Source organism: Heyndrickxia sp. FSL K6-6286 (assembly GCF_038630395.1).
In the GTDB taxonomy this organism is placed as follows: Bacteria; Bacillota; Bacilli; order Bacillales; family Bacillaceae_C; genus Heyndrickxia; species Heyndrickxia oleronia.
On record NZ_CP152029.1, the window covers coordinates 766,828 to 780,500 of the forward strand.

A 13,673-nucleotide genomic window follows, 5' to 3' on the forward strand; every position below is an offset into this window, starting at 1 on the left:
TCGATTATGATAGTGGGACAAAAAGAAAAAGGAATTTTTATCAATGGGGAATGGCGTGATTCTTATTCCGGAACCGTTCGGGCGATTATAAATCCAGCAACATTAGAAAAGCTAACAGAAATTTCATATGGTGGGAAAGAAGAAGCATTGGAGGCTGTTGAGGAGGCAAAAGCAGCATTTCCTTCCTGGTCCAAAAAAACGGCAAGAGAGCGTTCGACGTTTTTATATAAAGCATATGAAAAGATGCTTGAAAACAAGGAGCAGCTTGCTCAAATATTGACCTCGGAGCAGGGGAAGCCATTGACGGAGGCACGTACGGAAATTGAGTCTGCAGCAAGCTATTTATTATGGTATGCGGAGGAAGCGAATCGTGTATATGGGGAAATTATTCCGTCCTCTAAAGTAAATAGGCGATCACTTGTTATTCCACAGGCAATTGGTGTCATTGCAGCGATAACACCTTGGAATTTCCCAGCATCCATGGTCACAAGAAAGTTAGGTCCATCCCTAGCGGCAGGGTGTACGGTTGTATTGAAGCCTGCTTCGCAAACTCCATTGACAGCGATGGCTATTGTGAAGATTTTTGAGGAGGTTGGTCTGCCAAAAGGGGTATTAAACTTAGTATCAGGTGATGCGAAAGGCGTGGGGGAGGCATTGACACAAAGTCCTGATGTACGCTTAATCACGTTTACCGGCTCAACCGAAGTGGGGAGGGAGTTAATGAAGAACAGTGCCCAACATATTAAAAAGCTTTCTTTAGAGCTTGGTGGGCATGCCCCAATTTTGGTAATGGATGATGCGAATTTAGAGAATGCAGTTGATCTAACCCTTGCAAGTAAATTTAGAAACTGTGGGCAAACATGTATATGTGCCAATAGAGTGTATGTTCATAGGGAAATTGCGGATTCCTTTGTTGAAAAGCTTGCGGTTAAAGTGAAAAGTATGAAAATAGGCAATGGGAATGATGAAGCAACTGTAATTGGTCCGATGATTGATAGAAACGCGGTGGAAAAGGCAGCAGAGCATGTAGAGGATGCAGTTCATCAAGGTGCGACCATTGTTACAGGAGGGAAGGAATGGCAAGGGAATTTAGGCGGACATTTCTATGAACCTACTATTCTTGTTGATGTTAATGATCAAATGAAGGTAATGAACGAAGAAACATTCGGACCGGTCCTACCAATAGAAACATTTGATTCAATTGAAGAGGTGATAGAAAAAGCAAATCAACTACCATATGGCTTAGCGGCTTATATCATGACTGAAAGTACAAATCGAGTCTTTCAGCTATCAGAAGCCCTTGAATACGGCATTATCGGTGTAAATGACGTATTCCCCGCCACCGCCGAAGCCCCATTCGGAGGCATCAAAGAATCAGGATTTGGAAAAGAAGGCGGCAAAGAAGGAATAATGGAATTCGTCGAAATGAAATACGTATCCATAGGGATGACCAACTAAGGGGTCTGACCCCCACTGCGTTAAAGCGTTAAACCAGCGGGGGTCAGACCCCCATTGCGTTAATACGTTAAAACAGTGGGGGTCAGACCCCTTTATTTAAATTCTTTATTTATTCTTGCTTGCTTAGAAACCATATCGTAGACTTGGTTGTATTTTTGTTCTCTTTGTTTTGGGGAGGAGGATAGAATTTTGAGTTGGCGAGCGGCACTTTCGCAAACGATCCATCTTATTGATGGGTGTTGGATTTCGTCTAAGATAAAGTGGACGAGCTCTTGTTCTTCTTTTGAGAGGTGCTCTTTTTTTATTTCCTCAAGTATAGTCCCAATATTAGAGAGGACGGTTTCTAATGATTCTTGATTATTTCCAGATGAAAAAGGGAACAGTATTTTTTGTTTTTGCTGTTTTGTTATTTCAATGTTTTTTTCTAGTCGAAGTATATTGTAGTCTAATATATCCGAACTTTTTGTATCAAGGTTCATTTGATTGCAGTATCTGAACTGGTACCCAAGACCCCCAGTGAAATGAGTGGCGAGATCCATTGCACTCTCCTCGATTTCAAAGCCATAGACATCAATTAACCGTTTTGCTAACCATTCTAATTCCTTATAATGACTTTCCTCCATATATTTTTTTAATTGTTCATCGTTTTCCGCCATTGAAATATTATATAGCTCTAGTATATTTTCTGCACTATAGATGGAATGCTTTACACGAAGTTGAGAATGAAAAATGTGTTTGTTATGAATATCTCCATCAACAATCAACCGTTGTTGCTGTTCCTCAACTTTTATATCAACCTCTTGAATGATGTATAAAATTATTTGAGATTTAGAAGAAAAGTGATTATAAAAAGTCCCTTTTGAAACACCTGACTCCTCCAAAATATCTTGAACCGAAGTATAATGATATCCCTTTGTTCGAAATAACGTTTTAGCTACTTCAATGATTTGTTCTTTTTTTGTCATTTGTTCTTCTCCTAAAAAATTATTGACATATATAGTATACCACCTTTATTATATTCAAGGAATATACTTAAGTATAAAAAAATATACACTAGTCAAAAAAAGAAAGGTGTGTGTTCTATATGAACCAGATTTCCACTTTACCGGTAGATATAAAAGGGAGGCCCTTCAAAAGGTCAGGGTTTGTTATTGTTCTTTTGGTAGGTGCTTTTATAGCGATCTTAAATCAAACGGTGTTAGTTATTGCTCTTCCGAATATTATGGAAGACCTCAATGTCACAGCTAATAATGCACAGTGGCTCATCACAGCGTTTATGTTAATCAATGGAATAATGATTCCTGTTTCAGCATTTTTATTAAACCAGATTGCAAGTAGGACTTTGTTTCTTCTTGCAATGGGATGTTTTGCTCTTGGTACTGTCGTTTGTGCTTTTAGCCCAACATTTCAAATTCTGCTGATTGGTCGTATGATTCAGGCGGTTGGATCTGGCATCATGCTACCCTTAATGCAAACATTAATGTTCATGATTTTTCCACCTGATCGTCGAGGAGAAGCGATGGGACTTGTTGGTATCGTCATTGCTTTTTCACCAGCAATCGGTCCAACTTTATCAGGGTGGATAGTTGATTCCTATCATTGGCATTATCTTTTTTATTTAATTCTGCCAATTACAGTTATTGATATGATTCTTGCAATCTATTTTCTGAAAAACGTTATACAGCTGACAAGACCAAAGTTGGATATTCTTTCAGTTTTATTAAGTAGTATTGGATTAGGAACACTTCTTTATGGAATTGGAATTGGAGGAGATAAAGGGTGGGGGAGTCCTATCGTATGGATCTCTTGTGGAATAGGTCTAATCGCATTACTTCTATTCTCTGTTCGTCAATTCAAATTAAAAGAACCAATATTAGAACTACGTGTATTTAAAAGCAAGGGATTTATAATAACTACGGTTATCGTTTCCATTATTTTTATGACAATGATTGGCTCTGAAATTTTGCTCCCAATTTATACACAGAAGATTCATGGGTATTCTGCATTGCAATCAGGGTTAGTTCTTCTCCCAGGCGCGTTAGTATTAGGACTTATCTCACCAATTGCAGGGAAAATATTTGATATGTACGGAATAAGAAAACTTTCGATTGTCGGAATGGTTATCTTAACATTAGGTACTATACCTTTTTTATTTTTAAAACAGGATACATCCATTTGGTGGATTGTCACGGCCTATTCTTTAAGAATGTTAGGAATGGGGCTAGTTATGATGCCTTTAGCGACTGCAGGAATTAATGCGTTACCTCAAACGTTAATCAGTCACGGAACTGCAGCTAATAATACAGTTCGTCAAATTTTTGCATCCCTAGGTTCAGCAATTATTGTAGGGGTCATGTCAACCTCAGTCAGTCAATACATTAGTCATCATGGGATGAATCAAGCACCACATCCATTATTCGAAGCAACTATAAAAGGACTGAATAATGGATTTTTAGCAGCATTTATTCTTACTATCATAGCATTTATTTTTTGTTTTTTTTTTAAACAGCCTGTTAAGGATAATGCGCAATGATTTTTGTCACTCTGTTAAAGGAAACGCTTATTCATGTTATTTAGTCGTTTCCTTCCCTGAAATGTTCTTATAAGAATTGGTTGCTGTCGAAAAGTAAAGAAAGGAGTATGAAATGCGTTTAATAGAAATTATATATGCTATTTTAGCATTAGGTTTACTTTGGTGGTCTTTCTTTTCAAAAAAACAAAACTGGAAGATTATCATTCTACTATTATCTGCCATGCTCTTCCTAATAACGCTACAATATAAAGTGGAAGGTTTCCGCTGGCAGATGATTCCGTTATATGTAGTGCCAATCTTTTTAATCTATTTTTTACGTGTAAATGTTTCTAAGAAATGGTTAAAGATTACTATGTCTATAAGCATATGCCTGTTTACTGTCATTTCTGTTAGTTTACCTTTCATCTTTCCTGTTTTTGCATTTAAGGAGCCTACCGGTAAATTTGCAGTTGGCACAACAAGCTATACTTTCGTTGATCATGATCGATTGGAGACGTACGAAAAAGATCCTTATTCAAAAAGAAAGCTGGCAATACAGATTTGGTACCCTGTGAATAAAGATGAAAAAGGAAAATTTGCTCCATATATATCAGATATTCAACCCATTGCAAAAGGGTTAAAAAAGGCACTTCATTTGCCATCATTGCTCTTCCAACAGCTAAGTTTAGTAAAAACTCATTCGATGTTAAATGTACATGTATCACCAGAAAAGTCTAATTATCCTGTTTTAATTTTTTCCCATGGACTAACAGGATTTCGAAATCAAAATACGTTCGAAGTTGAAGAACTAGCAAGCCATGGATATATTATTGTAGGAATTGATCATACATATGATGCTGCAGCAACGATTTTTACGGACGGTTCTAGTGCTGAAATTCGCTTTAAAAATTTATCCGGATTTGATGAACTGGACTCACATATTACTTTATGGGAAAAGGATGTTTCGTTTGTCCTTAATGAGTTAGAGAAGTTAAATAAAAATGATAGAAAAAATTTGTTTATCAATCGAATGGATCTAAATCAAATAGGTATGTTTGGCCATTCATATGGTGGTGCGACTGCCGTGCAAATGCTAATGAAAGATGACAGAATTAAAGCAGCTGTCAATATGGATGGTACCTTGTATGGAGAAAAAATTGAAGAAACTGGGGTGGAAAAGCCCTTAATGATTTTTAATGGGGAAAAAAGTATAGATTATAACGAGTATAAAAAAACACTTAATCAAGCTGATTCTCAATTGGATAAACCACTCAGTTATTATGAGAATAATTGGAAGGAAACAACAGAGCGAAGGGAGAATGCATTAGCTAATGGTGGGATATCTATTGAAATTCCTCATACGTCTCATATGAGTTTTACTGATTTTCCGCTTTTTTCACCTTTTTTTGTTAATAAAGGGGAGGATCCTAGATATGTTCATGAGGTAATTAATGCTTTTACATTACATTTCTTTGATTTCCATTTGAAAAATAAGCCCTTTCATTTAAATCAACTAAAGAATGCCTATTCAGATATTAAAGTAAGTGAATAATCGTCTTCATATTAAATAGCCTTCATTTTCGAAGGCTATTTGTTGGATACTAAGCATCATATATAGATTTATCGTGAAACCTGTAATAGGTGCTATTCGTTTGTTACCAATTCGAATAATTCCACTACTAAAATAGTCTCATCACTTAATTCAATATCTATCTCTTTCCATGCTAATTTATGGTCCTCTTGAAATTTTTCTATATCGTCACCATTTCCTTCGCCTCGAACAAGTCTTAAATCAGGGTTTCCAAAGGTTGTTTCAAATACTTCTTTCAATCTCACATTACATCTTGGATGACCATGTTTATCATATACGGTAACAATTTCTCCAACTGGTTCATATGTTTTTCTTAATTCTTCTTTTGAGTATTCCTGTTTAGGAGCACAAGTAGCTGTTTTTTCTCCTTTTAGAATTTGTTGAATCAACATTTCGCCAATTCCATTATCCCCTTCCCAACCAAAAATCATTTGATATTTTGAAATTGCAACATCAGACATATTTATTCCTCAATTCTTTAAGTTTATGTAGATATAAGATTATCGCCTTTAAAAAATATTGACATATTTCCTATCCAACTATTATTATAATTAATATTTGTACTTAAGTACATAAAAATATACTATTGTGCAATAGGTGTATTAGGTCATGGTGAGCGGGAAGTGGAGGTAAATAAAATAATTTGGTTATGCAGTATTTAATTATGATTCATAAAAGTGAAAGAGATGAACAATTATAAATAGAAAAGAACTATCAATAAAAATCGAACAGAAACGACAAATATTAAATCTTTTTGCTAACGAAAAAGGGTTAACTCATCCCGACACCATACATTTCAGTCAAGAATTAGAGAAATATCTTCTAAACTATCAATTAACTTTCCTAAAATTTCGTCATAGTGAGAAATAGATGATTCGGTAAAAAAGTAAATAGGCTTTGGGGGTCAGGCCCCCATTGCGTTAATACGTTAAATCAGCGGGGGTCTGACCCCTTAAAATAGACTTAAATTAGTTTCTACTTGTGAGAAAATAAAATGTGTGACAGTGTGGGCGAATGGACTGACTTCATCAATAAATTCCTCTGCTTTTGGGAAAGATTCAAAATGGATTTTGAGCATATAACAGGCATTGCCAGCAATACGATAACAAAACTCTACATTTGGTAGTTGCTCGATATATTTTCTGAAAGCTTTGTAATCGCCATTTTTAATGGTTGCTTCAATGATACATTGAATCGGCGAACCTAATTTAGAATAATCGATTTCTAACGTGTATCTTTTTATTATTCCAAAGGATTCCATTTGTCTGACTCGTTCTGTGACTGAAGGGGAAGAAAGGTTGATTCTCCTCCCGAGTTCACTCATTGATAAACGACTATTCTGTTTCAATTCATTAATTATTTTTTTATCAATCTCATCAATTTTCATTTTTAAGGAAACTCCTCTTTTTTTTATTAAATTCCATAACTAATAATTATTAATACTTTACATATTTAATGTGAATGGTTCATTCTATTTTTTATACTAATATATAAGGTGGTGTTAATAATGGCAAGAATTGGTGAATCTACATTTGGAAATACTCCTTTCCAAAGACTTTTAGGACATAACGAAGAAGTAATGGAAGGGTGGTCTTACTTAGGAGATGTGTTAGAAAAGGATGGATTCCTCTCCTCAGAATTAAAGGAACAAGTAAGAAGAACTCTGGCTCAAAGCAATGGCTGTGAATATTGTAAAGCAAAAGGCAAGCCAGAGCCTGAAAAATTCAATGAGAAAATTTCTATTGCAGTCGGGTTTGCGGAAGTTTTTTTAAAGCAAAAAGAAAGTATACCATATTCATCTTTTGAAATATTACAAGAATATTTTAACGAAAATGAAATAAGTGAGCTCTGTGCATTTATTGCATTTACTACCGCATCACAGTATTTTGGAGCCATGATGAAATTAGAAGCTGAAAATAAAATAGTAGAATAATAGAAAATTGAATTAGACTACGATTTATTAGTAACTGGCATATAAAAATAACAAAACTGTCCTTAAAAGGGGAGTTTTTTAAGATTTAATAGTCAGCATCAATCTATTCTATACAAATGGGGATAGCAGGAATGAAAAATAGAGTTGTCTATAAACAAAGGGGTCAGACCCTCTAATAGACAACTCCATACTAGGATTTACTAATCTGTAATTAATTTCGAAAAAATACTTAGATCAATAAACCCTCCTTTAGACTTTTCGCATTTTCTCATTGTTCCTTCAAACGTAAAGTTTAGTTTTTGTAAAACTTTCACTGAACTTTTATTTGCAGGTTCAACTCTAGCTTCAATTCGATTCATGCCCAATGAGTTAAATGCATAATGAACAAGTGAGCTTATCGCCTCTGGAGCATATCCCCTTCCCCAATAAGCCTTACTAATATCATATCCAATTTCAACTTTAGAATGATCAAAATCGAGAGAATTGTACCCACAAGAGCCAATTATATCTTGAGTGTCTTTTTTAATTATAGAATAGCGGATAGCCTTGTTTTCCTGTGATAAATGATTTAGTAATTCAATCATTTCCCTCGCTCGGCTTACATCAGTAAAGCGATCAATATTCATGTATTTTGTTACATCAGGATCTGACCAAATCGAAAATAAGCTTTCCGAATCTGATACATGAATTTTTCTTAATAATAATCTTTCCGTTGTTAACAGTTCCTTCATCAATAAGTTCCCTCCATCTGTTTTTTTATATCGGGTTACTATATTGATATCTGCGCATAATTCAGTCCCTTCTTGAAAAAGATAATTCTATTATATATTAGTAGATAGACAGGATTAAACTTTTAACATTTGCATCTGCAATAGATGGAAGGTCTATAATTCTAAAATGCCTTTTATTTTAAAATCAATTCAATTAATGCATGTACTTTTTATAACTTGTATAATCGAATAACTAAAAGAGTCTTATCCAACTATAGTGTCTTAGGATTATATTTGTTAATGTTATGTTTGAAAGGGAAGATCGATATGCCAAAAATAATGATCATTGAGGATAATGAAGACCTCAGAAAACTTTTAGAGAACTATTTAACGAAGTACGGCTATCAGTGTGTCGGATTAGATAACTTTGATCGTGTTTTGACAGAGTTTAGAGAGAATAGCCCTGATTTAGTATTGCTTGATATCAATTTGCCCTCCTTTGATGGGTTTTATTGGTGTAGACAAATAAGAAAGTATTCAAAATGTCCGATTATCTTTATATCTGCTCGTGAAGGAACAATGGATCAAGTGATGGCTATTGAGAATGGAGCAGATGATTATATTACAAAGCCTTTTTCATTTGAGATTGTAACAGCTAAGGTAAAAAGTCAACTTCGACGGACTCAAGATTATCCAGAGAAGCTTGAATTAGAGTTCAAAGGCAAGAACTACGAGCTCTCGAAAAAAGAAGCGACAATGATAGCGCTACTTTTAGAGCGTGGAGATAAGGTAACGAGTCGTGATAGGTTAATGGAGAAAATGTGGGATACAGATATGTTTGTTGATGAGAATACGTTAAATGTATATATATCAAGAATTCGTAGGGGATTGAAGGAATTAGGGATCAATGATGCAGTAGAAACCATACGTGGAGCCGGCTACCGAATGAAAAAGACGTGGGAAGATAACCAATGAAAATCTTTCTAAGAAGTCATTTTGCATTACTATTTATGGTAATTGTACAAGGCGGATTCACATGGTTGTATTTTTGGTTTCTAGGATTTCAAGGATGGGGACATGTCCTTTATGTTTTGTTAATGCAAATCATTCTTTTTTGTATTTATTTAGCCTATCGGTGGATGAATGACTCACAGCTTTATAAATGGATAACTACCGATGAGAAAGAATTAAGGTATATACCTAGCTTTGGAAATGGTTATTTTAATAAAGTACTGCATCAGAAAATAATCGAGGAAAAAGATGCCGCTGATCAATTGATATTGGAAGGTGAGGCGGAGATTAAAGAAAAAGCGACCTTTATGAATCAATGGGTCCATCAAATGAAAACGCCGATATCAGTGATACAGCTAATGATTCAAGATTATGATGATCCAGTTTTCCAGGATATTCGAAAGGAAATATACAAATTAGAGATGGGATTAAAGACTGTTCTATATTCCTCTAGGCTATCCTTGTTTGAAAAGGATTATCAGATTGAAAGGATCCCTATCAATACATTTATAAAAGAACTTGTTAAAGAAAATAAAAGCCTGTTTTTTCAATTCAAGGTATATCCCAATATGATAATGAACGACCAAGATCTTTATATTCTTTCTGATAAAAAATGGATTAAGTTTGTCATTGAGCAAGTGCTGTCCAATGCATTAAAGTATTCATCCGAAAAGTCCAATAAGGTAGATATACGATTAGCAAAACAAAATGAACAAGTGATTTTAACCATTACTGATTATGGAATAGGTATTCCTGAACAGGATGTAAAGAGGGTATTTGAACCATATTTTACCGGTGTGAATGGAAGAAAGTATCATGAATCGACAGGGATGGGGCTCTATCTTGTTAAGGAAATATTAAATAGGCTCGCCCATGATTTCTCCATTGATACGGAGATAAACAAAGGAACTTCGTTTAGCATTATTTTTAATGTTTAGGAAAAAATAATTGTGGCCTTGCTGTATCTTCAGCAAGGTTTTTTCTTTTCAATTATTGATTAATGGATAAATGCAATGCACTAAACATGAATATATTCTAGCCATGTCTCTTCAGGTCAAAAACCAGATTTTCGTGGAAAGTTTTAGATCCAACTTTCCTTTTTGTGAAAATCAAAGGTCGGATTTTCATGGAAAGTTCTAAAGCCAACTTTCCTTTTGTGAAAATCAAAGATCAGATTTTCTTGAAAAGTTCTAAGGCCAACTTTCCTTTTGGGAAAATCAAAGGTCGGATTTTCGTGGAAAGTTTTAGATCCAACTTTCCTTTTTGTGAAAATCAAAAACCAGATTTTCGTGGAAAGTTCTAAGGCCAACTTTCCTTTTGTGAAAATCAAAGGTCGGATTTTCTTACAAAAATGTAAGTTTCATTTAAGGAAATTAAATCGCAGATCTTTCTTGTTCTTTTTACAATAGGGTCATACACATTTAAGGAGGTTACATCATGCAGACGGTTCTGCAAGTTAATCATATAAACAAGGTTTATGATGGGAAAAACCCTTTTCAAGCCTTAACAAATATCAATATGAGTGTACAGGCTGGTGAATTTATTGGAGTCATGGGTCCTTCAGGCTCAGGAAAATCAACATTATTAAATCTAATTTCAACTATTGATCGTCCTACTTCAGGAGAGATTATCATCAATGGGAAGCAGCCACATAAATTGAAAAAAGAGAAACTAGCAAAATTCAGAAGACAAGAATTGGGGTTCGTGTTTCAAGACTTTAATTTATTGGACACATTAACCTTAGAAGAAAATATTATGCTTCCATTAGTGCTGGAGAGGGTAAAACCTCATGTGATTGCCGAAAAAGTAAGCCATATCGCACAAAAGCTTGGAATTGAATCTATTTTAAAGAAGAGAACATTCGAAGTATCTGGAGGGCAACGGCAAAGAACAGCCATTGCGAGAGCTATCATCCACAAACCTTCCTTACTTTTAGCGGATGAGCCAACCGGAAACTTGGATTCAAAATCTTCAAAAGCAGTGTTAGAAGCTATGCTTGATATTAATGAACATGAGAAGACTACAATGCTAATGGTCACACATGATCCTTTTGCAGCAAGTTATTGTCATCGTGTCATTTTTATTAAAGATGGTGAATTGTACAACGAAATCTATATGGGAGATAACCGAAAAGTATTCTTCCAGCAAATTATCGATGTATTGTCCATGCTTGGAGGGAATGCAAATGAACTTTTATCAACTCGCTACTAAAAATGTAGCGCGTAATTTACGTTCTTATTTAGCGTTTTATCTAAGCAGTTCCTTTGCTGTCATGATTTTTTATATATTTGCGATGTTTATTTTTCACCCTGCCTTAGAAACAGGAGTGATCAATACTATTGCTCGCAAGGGTATGATTGCAGCAGAGTGGATTATTTTTGTCTTCTCCATTCTATTTGTTTTATATTCAGTTAATGCTTTCCTGCATACAAGAAAAAAAGAGTTTGGAATTCTTACGATTTCAGGGACTTCACCAAAGCAGTTGAGGAGATTAGTAACACTTGAAAACCTGGTTATTGGACTAGCCTCTATTGTTTCAGGAATAGCAGGAGGTACGCTTCTTGCGAAAATGTTCTTTGTTGCGGGTGGATATATTCTTGATATGGAAGAGTTATCCATATATTTACCTTGGAAAGCGATTGGGATTACAAGTGGAGTATTTCTCTTATTATTTTTCATTATATCGCAATTTACGCTTTTCTTTATTAACACTGAAGAAACGGTAGCCTTGTTAAAAGGATCGATTAAACCAAAAAAAGCTCCGAAGCCTTCCATTTTATTGTCTATACTTGCACTTATCTTTTTAGGCACGGGCTATACGATGGCTTTTATTGCGGAAATTAATATGACCAGTGCGGTGATTATATTAATCTTAACGGTTATAGGAACTTTCTTCTTTTACAGTCAATTAAGTGTATGGGTATTAAAACGATTGAAGAAAAGCAAAAATCTTTATTTAAATGGCTACCATTTCTTAACGATTTCTGATTTTACCTATCGAATGAAGGATAATGCGAGATTGTTTTTTATCGTGAGTATAGTTTCTGCAGTGGCCTTTACAGCAACAGGTGTATTAACTGTTTTTAAATCAAAGCAACCGATTGAAAAGACAAATTACGAAATAGAATATTTATCGAGTCCAGATAATGGGAATGAAGCAAAACATATTGGTTTAATTGAAGAATCTTTAAGTCATGTTGGTATTGATTATAAAGTCGGTAAAGTTGAGGCCTTAGAGGTGCGTTATCAAATGCCAGATGGTACGGTTCCAGTTATTGTGATTTTATCGCAAAAGGAAACGTCAAAATATAATCCAACCTTAAAAATGGGGGCCATAAATGATGGTGAGGCCATTGTTTATTTGGATAATCGTGGTTTTGAACATAAGAAAGACATTCCATCAACATTGAAAATAGTAGATTCCCCGTACGCGCTCAAGGTAAAAGGGATTGAATCATCTATTTTAGGTGTTTCGAAGGCGGTAGTTGTTAACGAGCAAACATATAAAAAAATGAAATCAAGCTTTGAACCTTCTACCCTTTATGGATTCCATTTTAAAGATTGGAAGAAGAGTGTTGAGATAAGTAAGATACTACATGATACATTATACGGTAATTATACAAATCTTCATTTTGAGTTTTTCTCAAAAGGGTTAATTTATTATGAAAGTATTCAAATTCCTAGTCTAAGTTTATTTATTGGTTTATTTGTGGCCTTAGTATTTTTCCTTGCTGCAGGTAGTTTTATCTATTTCCGTCTATTTACTGATCTTGAGAATGAACAAGAAAAATACAAAGCATTATCGAAAATAGGGCTCACTGAAATGGAAATTAAGAAAAGTGCTACATGGCAATTGTCGATTCTGTTTTTCTTGCCATTTATTGTAGCAATTGTTCATACATGCTTTGCCTTAAAAGTTTTGGAGAGAGATATGGGAAGTAGTGTTGTTGTTCCTACGATTATTACGATTATTGGGTGTTTAATTTTAGAGATTGTCTATTTTACAATTGTACGAATTAGCTATGTAAAAAAAATAATGGCATCTATTGATGAGTAAAAAAGAAAAGGAGTGAATGAAAATGAAAAAGAAAACAATGATTGGGGTTGTCATAGGAATGGCTATTATTGTTGGTGGATTTGTAGCATTGCCGAAAGAAGTATCCGATCAAATTAACCCCTTTGTATCAAAAAAAGATGTATATGTTCAAATTAACGCGAAACCAACACCGAGAAGTCCAGGTGGGGCTGATTATACATTAATTGGTTTTACAGAGAATGGTGACAAACAAGAAGTAAAATTTTACGCTTCACATGAACTAAGAAAGAATGCATTTTTAAAAGTTTACACGAAAGGGAGCTATGTAAAAACGTGGGAGGAAGTAAAGCTAGAAAGCTTACCTAAAAAAGTAAAGGATCAATTAATAAAATCCGCTTTATAGCTTTCAAAGGACAGGGAGA

General features: G+C 34.6%; 13 protein-coding genes. 9 read left to right on the top strand and 4 right to left on the bottom strand.

The window, feature by feature from the left end; all coding sequences use genetic code 11:
• The first annotated feature begins 6 nt into the window (after window positions 1-6).
• Window positions 7-1,458 (top strand): NAD-dependent succinate-semialdehyde dehydrogenase, encoded by a 1,452-nt coding sequence (locus MHI39_RS04035; RefSeq protein ID WP_259548947.1) that lies wholly within the window; start codon window positions 7-9, stop codon window positions 1,456-1,458.
• A 92-nt stretch (window positions 1,459-1,550) separates the two neighbouring features.
• Here MHI39_RS04035 and MHI39_RS04040 read toward each other — a convergent pair whose 3' ends face one another.
• Complete coding sequence (locus MHI39_RS04040; RefSeq protein ID WP_058004649.1) at window positions 1,551-2,423, bottom strand: TetR/AcrR family transcriptional regulator; 873 nt, start codon at window positions 2,421-2,423, stop codon at window positions 1,551-1,553.
• A 119-nt stretch (window positions 2,424-2,542) separates the two neighbouring features.
• Between MHI39_RS04040 and MHI39_RS04045 the strand changes: the two genes are divergently transcribed.
• A complete protein-coding gene (locus MHI39_RS04045) occupies window positions 2,543-3,991 on the top strand; it encodes an MDR family MFS transporter (RefSeq protein WP_342540736.1) in 1,449 nt (482 codons plus the stop codon).
• A 112-nt stretch (window positions 3,992-4,103) separates the two neighbouring features.
• Entirely contained in the window at window positions 4,104-5,522 is a 1,419-nt protein-coding gene (locus MHI39_RS04050; RefSeq protein WP_278890538.1) for a dienelactone hydrolase family protein, read from the top strand.
• A gap of 92 nt (window positions 5,523-5,614) precedes the next feature.
• Here MHI39_RS04050 and MHI39_RS04055 read toward each other — a convergent pair whose 3' ends face one another.
• Both MHI39_RS04055 and MHI39_RS04060 read right to left on the bottom strand, forming a co-directional pair.
• A complete protein-coding gene (locus tag MHI39_RS04055; protein ID WP_259548953.1) occupies window positions 5,615-6,022 on the bottom strand; it encodes an ASCH domain-containing protein in 408 nt (135 codons plus the stop codon).
• A gap of 491 nt (window positions 6,023-6,513) precedes the next feature.
• The gene (locus MHI39_RS04060; RefSeq protein ID WP_342540737.1) at window positions 6,514-6,948 is read right to left on the bottom strand and encodes an Lrp/AsnC family transcriptional regulator; all 435 of its coding nucleotides are present in this window, start codon (window positions 6,946-6,948) and stop codon (window positions 6,514-6,516) included.
• Between the two features lie 120 nt (window positions 6,949-7,068).
• Between MHI39_RS04060 and MHI39_RS04065 the strand changes: the two genes are divergently transcribed.
• Window positions 7,069-7,494, top strand: coding sequence for a carboxymuconolactone decarboxylase family protein (locus MHI39_RS04065; RefSeq protein ID WP_342540738.1), 426 nt, complete (start codon window positions 7,069-7,071; stop codon window positions 7,492-7,494).
• A gap of 200 nt (window positions 7,495-7,694) precedes the next feature.
• Here MHI39_RS04065 and MHI39_RS04070 read toward each other — a convergent pair whose 3' ends face one another.
• Window positions 7,695-8,225 (bottom strand): GNAT family protein, encoded by a 531-nt coding sequence (locus MHI39_RS04070; RefSeq protein WP_342541419.1) that lies wholly within the window; start codon window positions 8,223-8,225, stop codon window positions 7,695-7,697.
• Between the two features lie 306 nt (window positions 8,226-8,531).
• Here MHI39_RS04070 and MHI39_RS04075 point away from each other — a divergent pair, with 306 nt between their 5' ends.
• From MHI39_RS04075 to MHI39_RS04095, 5 genes are all read left to right on the top strand, one after another.
• The gene (locus tag MHI39_RS04075; protein ID WP_278890535.1) at window positions 8,532-9,179 is read left to right on the top strand and encodes a response regulator transcription factor; all 648 of its coding nucleotides are present in this window, start codon (window positions 8,532-8,534) and stop codon (window positions 9,177-9,179) included.
• Window positions 9,176-10,153 carry a sensor histidine kinase gene (locus tag MHI39_RS04080; protein WP_342540739.1) on the top strand — a complete coding sequence of 326 codons (978 nt, stop codon included), beginning with the start codon at window positions 9,176-9,178 and terminating at the stop codon, window positions 10,151-10,153. The genes MHI39_RS04075 and MHI39_RS04080 overlap by 4 nt, the downstream gene beginning before the upstream one ends.
• 499 nt (window positions 10,154-10,652) lie before the next feature.
• Window positions 10,653-11,426 carry an ABC transporter ATP-binding protein gene (locus tag MHI39_RS04085; protein ID WP_342540740.1) on the top strand — a complete coding sequence of 258 codons (774 nt, stop codon included), beginning with the start codon at window positions 10,653-10,655 and terminating at the stop codon, window positions 11,424-11,426.
• Window positions 11,401-13,272: an ABC transporter permease gene (locus MHI39_RS04090; RefSeq protein WP_342540741.1), complete on the top strand. Its 1,872-nt coding sequence runs from the start codon at window positions 11,401-11,403 to the stop codon at window positions 13,270-13,272. Before MHI39_RS04085 ends, MHI39_RS04090 begins: the two co-directional genes overlap by 26 nt.
• Before the next feature lie 22 nt (window positions 13,273-13,294).
• A complete protein-coding gene (locus MHI39_RS04095) occupies window positions 13,295-13,654 on the top strand; it encodes a YxeA family protein (RefSeq protein WP_342540742.1) in 360 nt (119 codons plus the stop codon).
• The last annotated feature ends 19 nt before the right edge of the window (window positions 13,655-13,673 follow it).

Excerpts from the sequence above, each read along its gene's own strand:
- MHI39_RS04090 (WP_342540741.1), top strand. The coding sequence starts at position 11,401 with ATGAACTTTTATCAACTCGCTACTAAAAATGTAGCGCGTAATTTACGT.
- MHI39_RS04035 (WP_259548947.1), top strand. The coding sequence starts at position 7 with ATGATAGTGGGACAAAAAGAAAAAGGAATTTTTATCAATGGGGAATGG.
- MHI39_RS04045 (WP_342540736.1), top strand. The coding sequence starts at position 2,543 with ATGAACCAGATTTCCACTTTACCGGTAGATATAAAAGGGAGGCCCTTC.
- MHI39_RS04070 (WP_342541419.1), bottom strand. The coding sequence starts at position 8,225 with ATGAAGGAACTGTTAACAACGGAAAGATTATTATTAAGAAAAATTCAT.
- MHI39_RS04085 (WP_342540740.1), top strand. The coding sequence starts at position 10,653 with ATGCAGACGGTTCTGCAAGTTAATCATATAAACAAGGTTTATGATGGG.
- MHI39_RS04095 (WP_342540742.1), top strand. The coding sequence starts at position 13,295 with ATGAAAAAGAAAACAATGATTGGGGTTGTCATAGGAATGGCTATTATT.
- MHI39_RS04075 (WP_278890535.1), top strand. The coding sequence starts at position 8,532 with ATGCCAAAAATAATGATCATTGAGGATAATGAAGACCTCAGAAAACTT.
- MHI39_RS04065 (WP_342540738.1), top strand. The coding sequence starts at position 7,069 with ATGGCAAGAATTGGTGAATCTACATTTGGAAATACTCCTTTCCAAAGA.
- MHI39_RS04080 (WP_342540739.1), top strand. The coding sequence starts at position 9,176 with ATGAAAATCTTTCTAAGAAGTCATTTTGCATTACTATTTATGGTAATT.
- MHI39_RS04055 (WP_259548953.1), bottom strand. The coding sequence starts at position 6,022 with ATGTCTGATGTTGCAATTTCAAAATATCAAATGATTTTTGGTTGGGAA.
- MHI39_RS04040 (WP_058004649.1), bottom strand. The coding sequence starts at position 2,423 with ATGACAAAAAAAGAACAAATCATTGAAGTAGCTAAAACGTTATTTCGA.
- MHI39_RS04060 (WP_342540737.1), bottom strand. The coding sequence starts at position 6,948 with ATGAAAATTGATGAGATTGATAAAAAAATAATTAATGAATTGAAACAG.
- MHI39_RS04050 (WP_278890538.1), top strand. The coding sequence starts at position 4,104 with ATGCGTTTAATAGAAATTATATATGCTATTTTAGCATTAGGTTTACTT.